Source organism: Sinorhizobium sp. 8-89 (assembly GCF_030124325.1).
Lineage (GTDB): Bacteria > Pseudomonadota > Alphaproteobacteria > Rhizobiales > Rhizobiaceae > Sinorhizobium.
The window spans coordinates 59,351-77,525 of record NZ_JASKLR010000007.1 but is presented as its reverse complement, the minus strand read 5'-3'; the positions used below and the strand labels follow the sequence as shown (position 1 = coordinate 77,525).

Genomic DNA, 18,175 nt, shown 5'->3' with positions numbered 1-18,175 from the left:
GGTCATTACCATGAGACGGGTTGTTGTCACGGGCCTCGGCATCGTTTCCTCGATCGGTAACAATGCCGACGAAGTCACCGCGTCGCTGCGCGATGCGAAGTCGGGCATCACGTTTTCCCCTGACTTCGCCGAGAATGGCTTCAAGTGCCAGGTCTGGGGCGCGCCGTCGCTCGACCCGACGGAACTCGTCGACCGGCGTGCCATGCGCTTCCTGTCCCAAGGAGGCGCCTGGAACCATGTGGCGATGAAGCAGGCAATCGCGGACTCGGGACTCGAAGCCGGCGACATCACCAACGAGCGCACCGGCATCATCATGGGCTCGGGCGGTCCCTCGACGCGCACCATCGTCGAGGCTGCCGACGTCACCCGCAAGAACGTGAGCCCGAAGCGCATCGGCCCGTTCGCGGTCCCGAAGGCAATGTCGTCGACGGCGTCGGCCACGCTTGCGACCTGGTTCCAGATCCATGGCGTCAACTACTCGATCTCATCGGCGTGCTCGACCTCGGCGCATTGCATCGGCAATGCCGCGGAGATGATCCAGTGGGGCAAGCAGGACGTGATGTTCGCCGGCGGCCACGAGGATCTCGACTGGACCATGTCCAACCTGTTCGATGCCATGGGCGCGATGTCCTCGAAGTTTAACGAGACGCCGTCGTCGGCCTCGCGCGCCTATGACGTCAACCGCGACGGCTTCGTGATTGCCGGCGGCGCCGGCGTGCTGGTGCTCGAGGAGTTGGAGCGTGCCAAGGCCCGCGGCGCCAAGATCTACGCCGAAATCGTCGGCTATGGCGCGACCTCCGACGGTTACGACATGGTCGCGCCCTCCGGCGAAGGCGCCGTGCGCTGCATGCGCCAGGCGCTCGCCACGGTGAAGGGCGACGTCGATTACATCAACACCCACGGAACCTCCACCCCGGTCGGCGACTCCAAGGAAATCGGCGCCATTCGCGAAGTGTTCGGCACCAATATGCCGCACATCCAATCGACCAAGTCCCTGACGGGCCACTCCCTGGGCGCTGCCGGCGTGCAGGAATCAATCTATGGCCTATTGATGATGCAGGCCGGCTTCATCGGCGAAAGCGCGCATATCAGCGAGCTCGACCCCGAGTTCGAAGGCGTACCGATCGTTCGCAAGCGGATCGACAACGCAAAGATCGACACGGTTCTTTCGAACTCCTTCGGTTTCGGCGGCACCAACGCGACGCTCGTCTTCCAGCGCTACAACGGATAACACAATGAACGGACTGATGAACGGAAAGCGCGGCCTCATCATGGGTGTGGCCAACAACCATTCTATTGCCTGGGGAATCTCCAAGGCGCTGGCCGCCCAGGGCGCCGAACTTGCTTTCACCTATCAGGGCGAAGCGCTCGGCAAGCGCGTGAAGCCGCTCGCCGCCGAGGTCGGTTCCGACTTCCTGCTGCCATGCGACGTCGAGGATATCGCCTCCGTCGATACAGTCATTGCGGCCATCAAGGAGCGTTGGGGCCGGCTCGATTTCGTCGTCCACGCCATCGGTTTCTCCGACAAGAGCGAGCTGAAGGGACTCTACGCGGACACCACGCGCGACAATTTCAGCCGCACCATGGTCATCTCCTGCTTCTCCTTCACCGAGATTGCCAGGCGGGCCGCCGAACTGATGAGCGAAGGCGGCACGATGCTGACACTGACCTATGGCGGCTCGACGCGGGTCATGCCAAACTACAACGTAATGGGTGTTGCCAAGGCGGCGCTCGAAGCCTCGGTGCGCTATCTCGCCGCCGACTACGGCACGCGCGGCATCCGCGTCAACGCGATCTCCGCCGGGCCGATCCGCACACTCGCCGGCGCCGGGATCTCGGACGCACGCGCGATGCTTTCCTGGCAGCAGAAGAATTCGCCCTTGCGCCGCACCGTGACGATCGACGACGTCGGCAATTCCGCGCTGTACCTTCTTTCCGATCTTTCGCGCGGCGTGACCGGCGAGATCCACTATGTGGATTCCGGCTACAACATCACCTCGATGCCGACACTCGAGGCGTTGCGAACGGCCGACGCGGAGTAAGGTAGCCGATCCGGGTTGTCGCAACCCGGATCAGGCCGCTGTCGCCCAAATCAATGCGAGCAGGATAGCCGCCAGCGCGAGGCCGACAACGGTGGACGCGCCGCGCATGTATTTCAGCCTTGCCGGCGCCAGCGGCACGCGATAGAGGCTGCGCAGGAACGGCAAGGGAACTTCCGCCGTAGCGCCATGTCCCTCGGCGTTCTTGATATCGCGCGCGATCACCTCTTCAACATCTTCCATCATGGGGGGTCGAGCGGGTCCAAATCCCATAGCCTGCTCCTCTACGATCACGATGGCCGGCATCAACATGGTGTGCCCGATCGTTCTTTCTGGCAACAGGAAAGCGGCGCGTCACAAGGAAGCGACACGCCATCCGAACAGACCGGATCAACCGCTACCATAACGCCTTAAATCGGAGTCGATTCAAGGAGCCATACAGCAATTCAAAGCGCTCCGCCGCCCTTTGCGCCTCGACGCACGGCGCTGCAGAGCGGCGCAAGCCGACCTGGATTGCTCTACCGTTTCGCCCAGAGCACCTTGAAGCGCGCGTTGCGGCAGGTCTCGCCACTTTCCTTGAAGTTTTCCGCGAGAACCTGCTCATAGGGCAGGCCGCGATTGGCGACCAGCATCAGCTTGCCGCCGTGCTTTAGAGCCTTGGCAGCGGATTTGATGATCGCGGCGCCGAGCGACGGTTCTGCGGCATGTCCCTCGTGGAAGGGCGGATTCATGACGATCAGGTCGTACTTGTCGCGCGTCTCCTCGGTGGTCAGGTCGTGCCAATAGAAGCGGGCCGGCGTCGAGGGTGCGTTCGCCGTCATGTTGACGCGCGCCGCCTCCAGCGCTTCATAATCCACCTCGAAGAGATCGATGCCCTTCAGCCCAGGCGAGGCATGGGCGAGCATCACCGACAGATAACCCCAACCGGCACCGAAATCCGCCGCATGGCCGGTAAGATCTTTGGGCAGACGGGAGGCAAGAAGCTCGGAACCCGCATCCACGCGGTCGTGGGAGAACATGCCGGGCGACGCCTCGAACAGCCCATCGACACGCACCGGCACCTTGGCGAGCGCCGACACGGCTTCCGAGACATCTTCCGGCCGCGTGAACCAGAAAGCAACGCCATGGTATTTCGGCAGAGAATCCCCATCCCAGCCGAATTTGCCGATCTTCTTGCGCAGAGGCTGGATGCCGTCCTCCTTGCCGCCTGCCACCACGATCAGCGCGCCGCCGCGGGTGCGCTTGAGCGCCTCGGCGATCCGGTCCTCGTTCTCGCCCTTGTGCTTGCCGCAGAGCACCAGTGCCGCGTCATAGCCCTCGCCCTCGGCAAGCGGCGTCACGTCGACACGCGCCGCTTCCAGCGCGCGATGGAGAGACTTGAGCGGCTGCACGGCGGCAATCGACGCGGAAAAGTCCCGCGGCAGCCTGTAGCCCGCCTCCGCCCCAAGGAAAAGCACGCGCTCGCCCTCCCCCGGCGGATCGATGACACCGGTATCGAAAGGGTGAAACAGGGTTTTCAGTGCGTCGCGGCTCATGGGATCGAATCCGTTCTTTGCTTACAGAAAGGGGGCGCGAAGCGATCCGCTCCGCGCCCCCGAGTCCCTTGGCGGGGCCGGCTTATTCAGCCGCTTCGCCGCCGTCCTTCTTCTCGGCCTTCTCGGCGACGACTTCCTTGCCGGTCGCCTGATCGACGACCTTCATGGAGAGGCGAACCTTGCCGCGCTCGTCGAAGCCCATCAGCTTGACCCAGACCTTGTCGCCTTCCTTGACGACATCAGTCGTCTTGGCGACGCGCTCGGAAGCGAGCTGCGAGATATGGACGAGGCCGTCACGGGCGCCGAAGAAGTTGACGAAAGCACCGAAATCGGCGGTCTTGACGACCGTGCCTTCATAGATCTGACCGACTTCCGGCTCGGCAACGATCGAGTGGATCCACTTGCGGGCCGCTTCGATCTCCTTGGCGGAGGAGGATGCGATCTTGACCGTACCATCGTCCTCGATGTTGATCTTGGCGCCGGTCTTTTCGACGATTTCGCGGATGACCTTGCCGCCCGAGCCGATGACTTCGCGGATCTTGTCGACCGGGATGTTCATCACTTCGATGCGCGGCGCGAATTCGCCAAGCTGGCCACGGCTCTCGGAGATGGCCTTGGCCATTTCGCCGAGAATGTGCAGACGGCCGCCCTTCGCCTGATTGAGCGCTACACCCATGATCTCTTCGGTGATGCCCTCGATCTTGATGTCCATCTGCAGCGACGTGATACCGGCGTCCGTGCCTGCAACCTTGAAGTCCATGTCGCCGAGATGATCTTCATCACCGAGAATGTCGGAGAGAACGGCGAAGCGGTCATCTTCCTTGATGAGGCCCATGGCGATACCGGCGACCGGCTTGGCAAGCGGGACGCCTGCATCCATCAGCGCCAGCGAGGTGCCGCAGACGGTGGCCATCGAGGAGGAGCCGTTGGACTCGGTGATTTCGGAAACGACGCGCAGCGTGTAGGGGAACTGTTCCGCCGTCGGCAGCATCGGGTGGATGGCGCGCCAGGCGAGCTTGCCGTGACCGATTTCGCGACGGCCCGGGGAACCCATGCGGCCCGTTTCACCGACCGAGAAAGGCGGGAAGTTGTAGTGCAGCATGAAGTTTTCCTTGTACATGCCCGTCAAGGAATCGACATACTGCTCGTCTTCGCCAGTGCCGAGGGTCGCAACGACGATCGCCTGGGTTTCACCGCGGGTGAAGAGCGAGGAACCGTGCGTGCGCGGCAGGATGCCGACTTCGGCGACGATCGGGCGGACCGTGACGAGGTCGCGGCCATCGATACGGCTCTGGGTGTCAAGGATGTTCCAGCGAACGATCTTGGCCTGCAGGTGCTTGAAGACCGAAGCGATTTCTTCCGCCGTGTGAGCAGGGTTCTCGATGCCTTCCGGCAGGAAGTGTTCCTTCACCTTGGCCTTGACGGCATCGACCGCAGCGTAGCGGGCAGCCTTCTCGGTGATCTTGTAGGCATTGCGCAGTTCGTCTTCGGCAATCGAGAGCATGGCGTTTTCAAGCGCGGAATGATCTTCCGGCTCGAATTCGCGCGGTTCCTTGGCAGCGACTTCGGCGAGCTTGATGATCGCGTCGATCACCGCCTGGAAGCCCTTCTGACCGAAGACCACAGCGCCGAGCATGATGTCTTCCGGCAACTCCTTGGCTTCCGATTCGACCATCAGCACGGCTTCCTGCGTGCCTGCGACGACGAGGTCGAGAGAGGATTCGTCCATCTCGTCCAGGTGCGGATTCAGCACATATTCGCCATTGATGTAGCCGACACGGGCACCGCCGATCGGCCCCATGAACGGAATGCCGGAAAGCGTCAGCGCGGCGGAGGCGGCGACCATGGAAACGACATCCGGATTGTTTTCCAGGTCATGCTGCATGACCGTGACGATCACCTGCGTGTCGTTCTTGTAGCCTTCCGGGAACAGCGGACGGATCGGCCGGTCGATTAGGCGGGAAACGAGCGTTTCGTTTTCGCTCGGGCGGCCTTCACGCTTGAAATAACCGCCGGGAATCTTGCCGGCAGCATAGGTCTTTTCCTGGTAGTTGACGGTGAGCGGGAAGAAATCCTGGCCCGGCTTCGGAGCCTTGGCCGAAACGACGGTGGCAAGCACCACGGTTTCGCCGTAGGTCGCGAGAACGGCACCGTCAGCCTGACGCGCGATCTTGCCGGTTTCGAGCTTGAGCGGACGCCCTGCCCATTCGATTTCTACCTTGTGGGTCTCGAACATGTTCTGTCCTTCGTGTGCGGGAGACCTTCCGCGGCTGTTGCAGCGCGGATGATCTGAATGCCGCTTGGTGGTGGCGCATCACGGGCAAGACAACGGGAGGCTTCAAAAAGAACCGGCTCGTTACCGCTTTGCCGCGCTGCCCGTGTGGTAGCGCTCCGGCAAGCAGGCGCCGAAGCATCCTGCAATCCTGCCCCATGACGGGCCATCGGTTGATCCGCGATACCGGCCCATCCGGTCCGCTGGACGTTCTCTCCCGGTCCTGCGCCTCCGGCGCTCGAGGAGAGATAATCAAGGCGATCAAACGCCCTGCTGCATGCCTCCTTGAGCCGACCGGTCCAAGTACAAAACATGCAGCGATTTCAAGCACTACAGCGACCTTTGTGCGCCTGAAAGGACCCACGGCGCTGTAGAAAAAAAGCCGGCGGACCGCAGGCGGCCCGCCGGACAAAGTCGTTTAGCGACGGATGCCCAGGGCACCGATCAGCTTGGTGTAGCGCGCTTCGTCTTTCTTCTTCAGATAGTCGAGGAGCGAACGACGGCTGGAAACCATCGCGAGAAGACCACGGCGGGAATGGTTGTCCTTCTTGTGGCCCTTGAAGTGTTCGGTCAGGTTGTTGATCCGTTCCGTCAGGAGCGCAACCTGGACTTCCGGAGAACCGGTGTCGCCTTCAGCGGTCGCGAATTCCTTGATGAGCTGAGCCTTGCGCTCTGCATTAATCGACATCGGATGATCCTTTCAGTTCGAGGATTTCAGGTCGCCGGCAGCCGGGATGTCGTCCAGCCGGGGCCGTTCATACGAAGAGGCAGCGCCTTTCGCTGGCGTGCCTATAAACGAAATGTACCGAAAAGGAAAGGGTCATGAAACCCGCGATACGAAGCGCACTCGCCATGCTTCAATTGCCGGTTTGCTGCCGGCCCACAGGCTACAGTGCCGCACGTCTCATCAGACACGCGAAGCAGGTTGTAGCACTTTGAATTGCTGAATGTCTTCGCCCTTAAATCGGCTCCGATTTTCGGAAACATGCAGGACTTCCAAGAAGTGAGGCGCCATCAACTTCCCGTTTCGGCCGTTCCGTCGTCCCTGCCGCCGCGCGGAATCCGGATGGTCCACTCGATGCCGTCGGGGTGCATGGTCCTTTCGAGTTCGGCCCCGAGCGCCATGCCGAGCATGCGCTCGAGCACGACCGTCCCGAAGCCCGTTCGCGCCGGCGCCTGCCCGGGTGCTCGCTTGGGTGGCGCGGCGATATCCGCCCCCTCCTCGCGCCAGCGAATGGCGATCATGCCATCCGAGACCCACCAATCGAGCCTGATGATACCGGTCGCGTTGGCCAGTGCGCCGTATTTGGTCGCGTTCGTCGCAAGTTCATGCAGCGCCATGCCGAGCATCTGCGCCACCTGTGGTTCCAACCGCAAGGCCGGACCGCTGAGGACGATGCGCTGCGGATCGTCGGGTGCAAACGGTTGCAGCTGGTTCTGCGCCAGTTCACGGAGATCCACGCCGAGGGCAGCGTTTGCGACCATCAGGTCGGTCGATCGGGCAAGGCCCGCTATACGTTTTCGAAATGCCTCGGCGAATTCCGATGCGTTCTCGGTGGAAGAGGCGGACTGGTTCAACATCGATTGAATGACGGTGAGCTGATTCTTCGAGCGGTGCGCGACCTCCCGCATCAGAAAGCGGATTTCCCCTTCCGCCTTGCTGCGGGCCGCCGCCGCCCGGGCGAAGGCGCTCGATACGTCTTCGACCTCGGTGATCACGTATCGACGTGGTTTGATCGGCTCGCCGGCACCGAGACGTCGTGCGTCCATTGCAAGCAGCTTCACCCCTTGCGAGAGCAGGCGGGCGATGGTCAATGATCCCGCCACGGCGATGCTTGCGAAGATGATGCCGCCGAGCGACAGCCATAAGAACGACCACAGTATCGGCGCGTCGACGAGCGCACGCGGCGCCCAGGCGGCGATGCGCCAGCCGGTCACCATGGAAAATTCCGTCGCGACGCGATAGTCCATGCCGTTTTCGCTGATGTTGGCGACGCCGATGCTGATCGCCGGCAGCTTGTCCAGGAAGAACGCTTCGCCCGATTTAACGGCGGCATCCGAAGAAACAATCACCTTGCCTTCGCCGTCCACCAATGCGGCATTCCAGCCGGGCGACAGCGTGTTGCGATTGACGGCCTTGGCCATGCCCGCGGCATTCTGCGTCAAGCCCAGCAGATAGCTCTCCCCTGTCGGTAAGCTCACCGGAAGATAGACGTTGAAGACCCATCGCCCGTCGGTGTTGTCGAAGAACACGCCCGAAACGAGCGGACCCTTGTTCTTGAAGGCAAGTTCGATCGACTCCGGATCCGATGCCCGTCCAAGCGGTGCGCCAAAGGGAAGGCGGGTATTCAGTCTCTGCTGGTGATTCCTGTCTATGACGACCAGATCGGAATCGCTGTCGGCCAGGGCGACCGAAGCCTGGTCGTAGAAGACACGCATGTCGCGAAGCTCGATCGCACTCGAGGCCGACAGCACCTTGAGCGTCGTCAGCATGCCCTCGATCTCGCGCTCGACGATGCGCGTGACGGAGCCCGTCGAGGCTTTCAGGAGCGATGTCACGACCTGCTCCTGCGCGTCCACGCTGCGCTTCAGGATGACGAAGGCGAAGATGAAGGAAGGCACGATCGCGATCAGCAGCAGCGAGATCAGATAAAAGCTGAACGGCCGGCGCAGACGGTCCCGAACGAACGCCGCAGCAGCCTGCAGGTCGCCGCGCGAAGCTTCTTCCTGGTCTTTCCCTGACACCTCAGTCACCCCGGCCGCCTCTCACCGTCTGTCGTCGTGCCCCGGTGACCACGACAAGGTCCCGTGCACTCCACGCGCCGGCCATACAACCGCTACGGGTTGACGCGAATGGCGTAATCGCGACCTCGGATTGGCCTCGACTGCTACGAATGGCCATATCCGCAGCTTGCGCCGAACAGATCGAATCGTCACCAGCCGATCATGCGTCAGCGTTCCGCCAAACGCAAACCGTCTACAGCGGCGCGCGTCTTTTCAGACGCGCAACGCACGCTTTAACGCTTGGAATTGTTGCATGTTTTATTCTTAAATCGGCTAGGATTTAAGAATAAAAACATTCAGTACAGCGGTCGGATCAAGACGTGGCAAACACCCGCTTCGGTCGGAATTCGCCTTCGGCGACCTCGCCGATCGCCACGAGCTTGCCCCGCGCCGTCGCATAGGCCTCGGGAGTGGGCAGAGGTGCCTCGCGGCCGCGCAGGATGATCGGATTGCCCATCTTAAGGCGATGGGCCTGGTCATCGCTGACGGCAATGTGCGGCAATCCGGAAAGAGCTTCACCCGTCTCGATCAAAAAATTGTCCAGCGCCGCGAGCCGCTCGGCCTCGTCCTCGACCTTCTCCAGCGCAACGAGATCGGCAAGCGGCACCATGTCGTCCTCGCCGAAGGGGGCCACGAAAGTGCGGCGCAGCGAGGCGATATGGCCGAAACAGCCGAGATCGCGGCCCATATCGCGGGCAAGCGAGCGGACATAGGTTCCCTTGCCGCACTCGATCTCGAAATGCGCCAGATGCGGCGTGCATCCGATCAGCGAAAGCCGGAAGACCTCCACCTCGCGAGCCGGAATTTCGACCGCCTCCCCGTCGCGGGCGAGATCGTAGGCGCGTTCGCCGTCAATCTTGATCGCGGAGAATTGCGGCGGCACCTGGCTGATCACACCGGTATATTTCGGCAGCAGCGCGCGGATCGCCTCTTCCGTCGGCCGTTCAGCAGACGAACGGGCGACTTCGCCCTCGAGATCGTCGGTTGTCCGCTCCTCGCCCCAGGCGACGGTGAACTCGTAGATCTTCCGGCCATCCATCACGTAGGGCACGGTTTTCGTCGCGTCGCCAAGCGCGATCGGCAGCATGCCGGAGGCCAGCGGATCAAGCGTGCCGGCATGGCCCGCCTTTTGCGCCTTGAACAGCCACTTGATCTTCGAAACGGCCTCGGTGGAACCAAAATCGAGCGGCTTGTCGAGAATAAGCCAGCCCGAGACCGGGCGCCCCTTGGGTTTGCGTGGTTTGGACATCGTTGCCTGTTCTATTCTTCGTCGGCATCGGGATCGAGATCGCGGCTCACCTCGGGCGAGCGCAGCAGCGCATCGATCTTCTGGTAGTTGTCGAAGCTCGTGTCGTCCCTGAAACGGACGTCCGGCATATATTTCATCTGACGGAGCTGCGGTCCGAGCCGTCCGCGAATGAACTTCGCGTTGCGGTTCAATGCCTCGATCACCGCGCCATGATCGGTCACGCCGAGAGGAGTGACATAGGCGGTAGCGATCTTCAGATCCGGCGACATGCGAACCTCGGAAATGGAAATCACCGTCTTTTCGATCAACGGATCGCGAACCTCGCCACGCTGCAGGACCTGCGTGATCGCGGCGCGCACCTGTTCCCCGACACGCAGCATGCGCTGGGAAGGAGCGGAGGATGTGGATTTAGTCATCATGCTTACCTCGGATCACGCTGTGATCTTGGATTGAATTAGCTCAAAATCACAAACGGGATCGATATCTAATCAAACGCGGGATGCGGGCGGCGACCGGCCGCGCTTTTCTTATCCCGCTCCAAAAAGCGCGAGCGCCGAAGCTCAGTCGGCGCTCGCACGATCTCAACCGGACGGATATCAGAGTGTGCGCGTCACGTGTTCGACGCGGAAGCACTCGATCGTATCGCCGGCGCGGATGTCTTCGTAGTTCTCGAAGGCCATGCCGCATTCCTGGCCGGCCTGGACTTCCGAAACTTCGTCCTTGAAGCGCTTGAGCGTCTTGAGCTTGCCCTCGTGGATGACGACGTTGTCGCGCACCAGGCGGACGCCCACGCCACGCTCGACCTTGCCCTCGGTGACACGGCAACCCGCGACCTTGCCGACCTTGGTGATGTTGAACACCTCCAGGATCTCGGCATTGCCAAGGAAGGTTTCGCGCCGTTCGGGCGACAGCAGACCGGACATCGCCGCCTTCACGTCATCCACCAGATCGTAGATGATGTTGTAGTAGCGGATTTCGATGCCGGCACGCTCGGCCGCATCGCGCGCCTGCTTGTTGGCGCGGACGTTGAAGCCGATGATCGCGGCGTTCGAGGCTTCGGCGAGCGAGATATCCGACTCGGTGATACCGCCCGCGCCCGAATGCACGATGCGCGCGCGCACCTCGTCGGTCCCGAGCTTCTCCAGAGCGCCGGCAATTGCTTCGATCGAGCCCTGCACGTCGCCCTTGATGACCAGCGGGAACTCCTTCATACCGGAGGTTTGGAGCTGGGTCATCATCTGCTCGAGCGAACCGCGCGAGCCGGACTGGCGCGCAACCATCTTCTCACGCGCAAGCCGCTGGCGATATTCGGAAATCTCGCGCGCACGGCTTTCGTTCTCGACGACCGCGAACTTGTCGCCGGCGGCCGGCGTGCCGGACAGACCGAGGACTTCAACCGGCGTCGACGGGCCGGCGGACTTCACATGCTCGCCCTTGTCGTTGACGAGAGCACGCACGCGGCCCCACTGGTCGCCGGCGACGATGATCTGGCCGGGGGTAAGCGTACCCTTCTGAACGAGAACGGTGGCGACCGCACCGCGGCCGCGGTCGAGCTCGGCTTCCACCACCGTTCCTTCGGCCGTCCGGTTCGGATTGGCCTTGAGGTCGAGGATTTCGGCCTGCAGCAGGATCGCCTCGAGCAGCCTGTCGAGGTTGGTATGGTTCTTCGCCGAGACTTCGACGTCGAGAACTTCACCGCCCATCGATTCAACGAAGACTTCGTGCTGCAGCAGCTCGGTGCGAACCTTCTGCGGGTTCGCCGTCGGCTTGTCGATCTTGTTGATCGCCACGATGATCGGCACGTTGGCCGCCTTGGCGTGGTTGATCGACTCGATCGTCTGCGGCATCACGCTGTCATCGGCCGCCACGACGAGGACGGCAATGTCCGTCGCCTGGGCACCGCGAGCACGCATGGCCGTGAAGGCAGCGTGGCCGGGAGTGTCGATGAAGGTGATCTTCTGACCGTTCTGCTCGACCTGATAGGCGCCGATGTGCTGGGTGATCCCACCCGCTTCGCCGGCAACCACGTTGGCGTGGCGGATCGCGTCGAGCAGCGACGTCTTGCCGTGGTCGACGTGACCCATGATCGTGACGATCGGCGGACGCGAATCCATGCTCTCTTCGGTGTCGGTGATGTTGAAAATGCCTTCCTCGACGTCGGATTCGGAAACGCGCTTGACCGTGTGACCGAATTCGCCGGCGATGAGCTCGGCGAGATCGGCATCGATCAGGTCGCCCGGCTTCATCATCTGACCTTCCTTCATCAGGAACTTGATGACGTCGACGGCGCGTTCGGACATGCGCTGCGACAGCTCCTGAATGGTGATCGTTTCCGGCAGAACGACTTCGCGCGAGATCTTCTCGCGGGTCTCCTGCATCTGGCTTCGCTTGAACTTTTCCTGCCGGCGACGCATCGCCGAGAGCGAACGTCCGCGCTGACCGCCGTCTTCGTCGACGGCAGCCGTCAATGTCAGCTTGCCCTGGCGACGGCCGTCATCGCCCTTGGGACGCGTGACCGGCTTTGCGGGTTCCGGACGCACGACCTTGCCTCGCGCGGGGCCGGCGCTGCGTGCACCGCGATCATCCTCCTCCTCGTCACCCGCGCGACGGCCGCGAGGCGCGGCTGCGGCAGGCGCCGGCGGCGCTGCGGGAGCCGGACGCGGTGGTTGCGGACGGTTGTCAGGGCGGCGTTCTGCGGTGACGGTTGGCGCGGCAGCGGCCGGCCGCGCTTCCTCGACCTTTTCGGCGGCAACCGCCGGACGTTCGGCTTCTTCGGCGGCGCGGCGAGCAGCCTCTTCCCGTTCACGGGCAGCGCGCTCTTCCTCCTCGCGTCGACGGCGGGCTTCCTCTTCAGCGCGGCGCTTGGCTTCCTCGGCATCGCGAACCTGGGCTTCCGCCAAGGCGCGACGGCGGGCTTCCATCTCACCGGCGGAAAGATCATTCAGCACAACGCCGACGCGCGGGCGGTTCTGCTCCTGGCGCGGCTGATGCGGTTGCGGCTGTGGCGCGGGGCGGCCGGACGGCTGCGGCGGCATGGGCCGCTGTTCCGGCGCACGCGCTGCAGGCGTTGCGGGCGTAATCGGCCGTTCGTCTTCAGGACGGGAATGACGCCGCTTCTTGGTTTCAACCACTACCGCCTTGGTGCGGCCGCGGCCCATATCCTGACGCACTGTCCCCTGCTGAACCCCGGAGGGTTTCAGGGTCAGCGTCTTCTTGCCCGCTACGCTGATCGTCTTGTCGTCTTTGTTGTCGGTCATTCCGTTCCGTTCCTAGCGATCAGGGCCGGATACGAAACACCTGACCCTGTCTTCCAAATTGTCTCAAACAATGCTCGCGATGCCGGCCTTTGCCGGTGACGCGTGTCATTGCTGTGGCTTGCCAGCGCCGCCTTCGGCCCGGACCGGGACAGATCCTCGGTACTTTTCGAGCATGATTGCGCGCTTCACTACACCCTCACCCGCCTGCCCTGCAAGCGCTGCGGCATGGATAAAAGCATTACTTCCCAAAAGCCCGTCCATTTCTGCCCCCGTGAAGGGGCGGAATGCGGCTATTTCCTTTCCGTCTTCGGCGACGAAACTCATCGCCTTGCGGGCCTGATCGATCTTGCGCACCCCGTCGGCGGCGGCATCGATCGCGTGGAATACGGCAAGCGCCGCGAGACCCCGCACCGCCTGTTCCGTCTTCGTCGCCCCGGAGATGAACTGGCCCGCCTTGCGCGCCATGTTCATCATTCCGGCAAGCTGCTCGGCGAGCAGCCTGTCGACATCCTCCGCCAGCGCGGCGTCGGCCTTGACGTCGGCCTTGAGAGCACGGGCGAAGAGCTTCTTCGCTACCGCCTTCTCGACAAGCGCCCGTTCCGCCTTGACCCAGCATCCGCGCCCGGGAAGCTGCCGCTTCAGATCCGGCACGACGCGCCCGTCGGGACCGGCAACGAAGCGGATCAACTCGTCAGGCGACCCGCTCTCGCGGCTGACGATGCAGGTCCGGCTGCTGCCGCTCCGATCCTTCGGACCCTTGTCCGAAGGCAGGGTGTCAGCATCGGTTTCCGCAATCATCGTGATCAGGCGTCCTGCTCGGCGCCTTCGGCGACCTCGATCGGCTCTTCCGCCTCGCTCGCCAGATCCTCTTCGGTGATCCAGCCGGCGGCCAGACGCGCCTGGACGATCATCGCCTCGGCCTCTTCGCGGGTTACCTCGAACTTCGAGAAGATGCCCTCGAAGCGCTTGGTCTCGCCGTCCTTGCGCTCGGTCCAGCCGACGAGATCGTCGGCGGCGCAACCGGCGAAGTCCTCGACGGTCTTGATGCCCTCTTCGCCGAGCGCAACCAGCATCTGGCTGGTCAACCCGTTGATCGTGCGCAGTTCATCGGCGACGCCGAGTTCCTTGCGCTTGGCGTCCATCTCCGCCTCGATCTTGTCCAGGTACTCGCGGGCGCGGGTCTGGATCTCGGTCGCCGTCTCATCGTCGAAACCATCGATCGATGAGATTTCGTCGAGCTCTACATAGGCGAGTTCCTCGACCTGCGCAAAGCCTTCGGAGGCGAGCACCTGGCCGACCATCTCGTCGACGTCAAGCGCTTCCATGAAGAGCTGCGTCCGCTCGTTGAACTCCTTCTGACGGCGTTCGCTTTCCTCCTGCTCGGTGAGGATATCGATATCCCAGCCGGTCAGTTGGGAGGCGAGGCGGACGTTCTGGCCGCGGCGGCCGATGGCAAGCGAAAGCTGCTCGTCCGGAACCACGACTTCGATGCGCTCGGCATCCTCGTCGAGAACCACCTTGGCGACTTCCGCCGGTTGCAGTGCGTTGACGATGAACGAGGCCGGGTCCTGTGACCACGGAATGATGTCGATCTTCTCGCCCTGAAGCTCGCCGACGACGGCCTGAACGCGGGAACCGCGCATACCGACGCAGGCGCCGACCGGATCGATCGACGAGTCGTTGGAGACAACGGCGATCTTGGCGCGCGAGCCGGGATCGCGAGCAACCGACTTGATCTGGATGATGCCGTCGTAGATTTCCGGCACTTCCATGGTGAAGAGCTTGACCATGAACTGCGGATGCGTGCGCGACAGGAAAATCTGCGGCCCGCGCTGTTCGCGGCGCACATCGTAGACGAAAGCGCGGACGCGGTCGCCGTAGCGCATGTTTTCGCGCGGGATCATCTCGTCGCGGCGGATGATGCCTTCGCCACGGCCGAGATCGACGATGACGTTGCCGTATTCGACACGCTTCACCGTACCGTTGACGATCTCACCGACGCGGTCCTTGAATTCCTCGTACTGGCGGTCACGCTCGGCCTCGCGAACCTTCTGCACGATCACCTGCTTGGCCGACTGCGCGGCGATGCGGCCGAAATCCATCGGAGGCAGCGGATCCGCGATGAAATCGCCGATCTTGGCGTCGGGATTGCGATCACGAGCAAGCTCCAGCGGGATCTGCGTCGAATAGTCGTCAGCCTTCTCGACCACTTCCAGAAGGCGCTGCAGACGGATTTCGCCGGTCTTCGAATTGATGTCCGCACGAATGTTCGATTCCGAGCCATAACGCGAACGAGCCGCCTTCTGGATGGCATCCGCCATCGCGGCCAGAACGATCTCGCGGTCGATCACCTTTTCGCGTGCCACAGCATCTGCGATCTGCAGAAGTTCGAGCCGGTTAGCACTGACTGCCATATCTTGTCTCCGTCTGGTTGCAGGGGCCTTGAGGCGCGCCCTGCCTTATTCGATAGGTGAATCTTCGTCTTCGAAATTCTCGTTGGCGGCGCGCGCCGCCTTCGCCTTTTTGTCGGCCGTCAGCGCATCGCGGATCAGGTCGTCGGTCAGGATCAGGCGAGCATCCGAAAGCGCCGTGAACGGGATTGCGACAACCGCCTCCTCGCCATAGGCGGGCTGGTCCCGCTCGAGACGGAAGCTGTCCTCGTCCACCGACACGATCTTGCCGCGAAACCGCTTGCGACCGTCGACCATCACCGAAGTCTCGCATTTCATCAGATGGCCCTGCCAGCGGAAGAAATCGGACTTGCGCACCATCGGGCGGTCGATGCCCGGCGACGACACTTCCAGATGATACGCCTTGTCGATCGGATCTTCCACATCGAGAACAGGCGAAATGGCCTTGGAAACCTCTTCGCAATCCTCGACGGTCATGGTGCCGTCGTTGCGCTCCGTCATGACCTGCAGCGTCAAACCGTTCTGGCCGGACATGCGGACGCGCACGAGCCGGAAGCCCATCTGCACGAGCACGGGCTCGATGATGTCTGCAACACGCTGATCGAGACCGGTTTCGGTGATCAGCCGCGGTTCATTTGCATTTTCAGCCGTTGTCTTATCGGACAAACGATCGTCTCCTCATCGGACCGGCTAATAAAAAAGAGCGGGTCCTGTCGGGCCCACTCTTCATCTAACCGATCAAGAATTTGAGGCTCATATACGCTTCATCGCCGCAAATTGCAAGGCTTGTGGCCGCGGCCCGGGACGGCGGCCGAGAGTGGGGTCGCTTTCCCGTCCGATTGTAAATTTCAGCGGCTGGCACGCCACATTTCGCAGTCTATAAGGAAGCATCCGCTTCGCTACGCTTTGGTCAAACGAAAGAGAAGACGAGGTGACGAACCGCATGTCGCCCCTGGCCCCCTTCAAACATGACACGTTCCGGATCATCTGGATCGCCAGTCTTGCCTCCAATTTCGGCGGACTGATCCAGGCGGTGGGCGCTGCCTGGCTGATGACCTCCATCTCGCAGTCGGTGAACATGGTGGCGCTGGTGCAGGCCTCCACTGCGCTGCCGATAATGCTTTTCTCGCTGGTGTCGGGTGCGCTTGCCGACAATTTCGACCGACGGCGGATCATGCTCATCGCACAGATTTTCATGCTCAGCGTCTCGGCCGTGCTTACCGTCTGCGCCTATTTAAGCCTGATCACGCCGTGGCTCCTTCTGCTCTTCACCTTCCTGATCGGGTGCGGCACGGCGCTCAACAATCCATCCTGGCAGGCATCGGTCGGCGACATGGTGCCGCGCGATGACCTGCCGGCGGCGGTGGCACTGAACAGCATGGGCTTCAACATTACCCGCAGCGTCGGTCCGGCGATCGGCGGCGCGATCGTTGCAGCCGCAGGTGCCGCCGCAGCCTTCGCAGCCAACACACTCAGCTATTTCGCGATCCTCTTCGCCGTTGCCCGCTGGAAACGGGACATTCCGGAAAACCCCTTGCCGCGAGAAACACTCGGCCGGGCGGTTTCGGCCGGGCTTCGCTATGTCGCGATGTCGCCCAACATCGGCAAGGTCCTGCTGCGCGGCTTCGTCTTCGGCCTGTCGGCAAGCGCCATCCTTGCCCTGCTGCCGCTCGTCGCCCGCGATCTGGTCGGCGGCGGTCCGCTCACCTACGGCATCATGCTTGGTGCCTTCGGGCTCGGCGCGATCGGCGGCGCGCTCCTCAGCGCCAGGCTTCGCGAACACCTGTCAAGCGAAGCGATCGTGCGCTACGCCTTCGCCGGCTTTGCCGTAAGCGCGGCGGTTACGGCGATCAGCACTGAGGCGTGGCTAACCTCGCTCGCCCTCGCCGTCTCCGGCGCCTGCTGGGTGCTGGCGCTGTCGCTGTTCAACACCACGGTTCAGCTCTCGACTCCGCGCTGGGTGGTCGGGCGGGCACTTTCCCTCTACCAGACCATGACCTTCGGCGGGATTGCCGGCGGCAGTTGGCTCTGGGGCGTTGCCGCCGAGCAATACGGCGCCGCCAACGCGCTCATCGGCTCCTGTCTCCTCATGCTTGCCGGAGCGGCCGTCGGCTTACGTTTCGCCCTGCCGGAATTCAGGTCGCTGAACCTCGACCCGCTCAACCGTTTCAACGAGCCGCCGCTTCAACTCGATCTCAAGCCGCGCAGCGGCCCGATCGTCATCATGATCGACTACGAGATCCACGAACCCGACATTCCCGAATTCCTGACGACCATGGCGGAACGCCGCCGCATCCGCATCCGTGACGGCGCGGGGCACTGGGCACTGATGCGCGACCTCGAAAACCCGACGACCTGGACCGAAACCTATCACGTGCCGACCTGGGTCGAATATGTCCGGCACAACCAGCGGCGCACGCAGGCCGATGCGGCGGTCGGTGACAAGCTGACGGCGCTCCACCGCGACACGGCGCCGCCGCGCGTCCACCGGATGATCGAGCGGCAGACCATCGTTCCAGAACACTATGAGCGCTACAAGCGGCCGGTCGAGATGCATTGAGGTGCGGACACGAAAATCTGACACTTAGTACCGGAGCGGAAATTCCGGTTTTCGCTCTTAGGACAGCC

The 18,175-nt window shown here is 62.6% G+C and carries 14 protein-coding genes; 3 read left to right on the top strand and 11 right to left on the bottom strand.

What is annotated here, in order from left to right:
* The first annotated feature begins 10 nt into the window (after nucleotides 1-10).
* Nucleotides 11-1,231, top strand: coding sequence for a beta-ketoacyl-ACP synthase I (gene fabB / locus QN219_RS15725; RefSeq protein ID WP_269279416.1), 1,221 nt, complete (start codon nucleotides 11-13; stop codon nucleotides 1,229-1,231).
* A gap of 4 nt (nucleotides 1,232-1,235) precedes the next feature.
* Complete coding sequence (gene fabI, locus QN219_RS15720; RefSeq protein WP_284000663.1) at nucleotides 1,236-2,042, top strand: enoyl-ACP reductase FabI; 807 nt, start codon at nucleotides 1,236-1,238, stop codon at nucleotides 2,040-2,042.
* Nucleotides 2,043-2,072: 30 nt separating this feature from the next.
* Here fabI and QN219_RS15715 read toward each other — a convergent pair whose 3' ends face one another.
* The 11 genes from QN219_RS15715 to rimP form a co-directional block, all read right to left on the bottom strand.
* Nucleotides 2,073-2,282 (bottom strand): hypothetical protein, encoded by a 210-nt coding sequence (locus tag QN219_RS15715; protein ID WP_284000662.1) that lies wholly within the window; start codon nucleotides 2,280-2,282, stop codon nucleotides 2,073-2,075.
* A 275-nt stretch (nucleotides 2,283-2,557) separates the two neighbouring features.
* A complete protein-coding gene (locus tag QN219_RS15710; RefSeq protein WP_284000661.1) occupies nucleotides 2,558-3,574 on the bottom strand; it encodes a class I SAM-dependent methyltransferase in 1,017 nt (338 codons plus the stop codon).
* 82 nt (nucleotides 3,575-3,656) lie between these two features.
* On the bottom strand, nucleotides 3,657-5,810 hold the full coding sequence (gene pnp, locus QN219_RS15705) for a polyribonucleotide nucleotidyltransferase (protein WP_173511269.1): 2,154 nt from the start codon (nucleotides 5,808-5,810) through the stop codon (nucleotides 3,657-3,659).
* 454 nt (nucleotides 5,811-6,264) lie between these two features.
* Entirely contained in the window at nucleotides 6,265-6,534 is a 270-nt protein-coding gene (gene rpsO / locus QN219_RS15700; RefSeq protein WP_284000660.1) for a 30S ribosomal protein S15, read from the bottom strand.
* A 326-nt stretch (nucleotides 6,535-6,860) separates the two neighbouring features.
* A complete protein-coding gene (locus QN219_RS15695) occupies nucleotides 6,861-8,600 on the bottom strand; it encodes a sensor histidine kinase (RefSeq protein WP_284000659.1) in 1,740 nt (579 codons plus the stop codon).
* Between the two features lie 343 nt (nucleotides 8,601-8,943).
* A complete protein-coding gene (gene truB / locus QN219_RS15690; protein WP_284000658.1) occupies nucleotides 8,944-9,879 on the bottom strand; it encodes a tRNA pseudouridine(55) synthase TruB in 936 nt (311 codons plus the stop codon).
* A gap of 11 nt (nucleotides 9,880-9,890) precedes the next feature.
* Nucleotides 9,891-10,295 carry a 30S ribosome-binding factor RbfA gene (rbfA, locus tag QN219_RS15685; protein ID WP_284000657.1) on the bottom strand — a complete coding sequence of 135 codons (405 nt, stop codon included), beginning with the start codon at nucleotides 10,293-10,295 and terminating at the stop codon, nucleotides 9,891-9,893.
* Between the two features lie 180 nt (nucleotides 10,296-10,475).
* Nucleotides 10,476-13,136, bottom strand: coding sequence for a translation initiation factor IF-2 (gene infB, locus QN219_RS15680; RefSeq protein WP_284000656.1), 2,661 nt, complete (start codon nucleotides 13,134-13,136; stop codon nucleotides 10,476-10,478).
* Nucleotides 13,137-13,241: 105 nt separating this feature from the next.
* Nucleotides 13,242-13,934, bottom strand: a complete 693-nt coding sequence (locus QN219_RS15675; RefSeq protein ID WP_284000655.1) for an RNA-binding protein — start codon at nucleotides 13,932-13,934, stop codon at nucleotides 13,242-13,244.
* Between the two features lie 5 nt (nucleotides 13,935-13,939).
* Complete coding sequence (gene nusA / locus QN219_RS15670; protein WP_284000654.1) at nucleotides 13,940-15,550, bottom strand: transcription termination factor NusA; 1,611 nt, start codon at nucleotides 15,548-15,550, stop codon at nucleotides 13,940-13,942.
* 45 nt (nucleotides 15,551-15,595) lie between these two features.
* A complete protein-coding gene (gene rimP, locus QN219_RS15665) occupies nucleotides 15,596-16,213 on the bottom strand; it encodes a ribosome maturation factor RimP (RefSeq protein ID WP_284000653.1) in 618 nt (205 codons plus the stop codon).
* 277 nt (nucleotides 16,214-16,490) lie between these two features.
* On the opposite strand from rimP, the gene QN219_RS15660 reads away from it, so the two are divergent.
* A complete protein-coding gene (locus QN219_RS15660) occupies nucleotides 16,491-18,107 on the top strand; it encodes an MFS transporter (protein WP_284000652.1) in 1,617 nt (538 codons plus the stop codon).
* Nucleotides 18,108-18,175 lie beyond the last annotated feature (68 nt).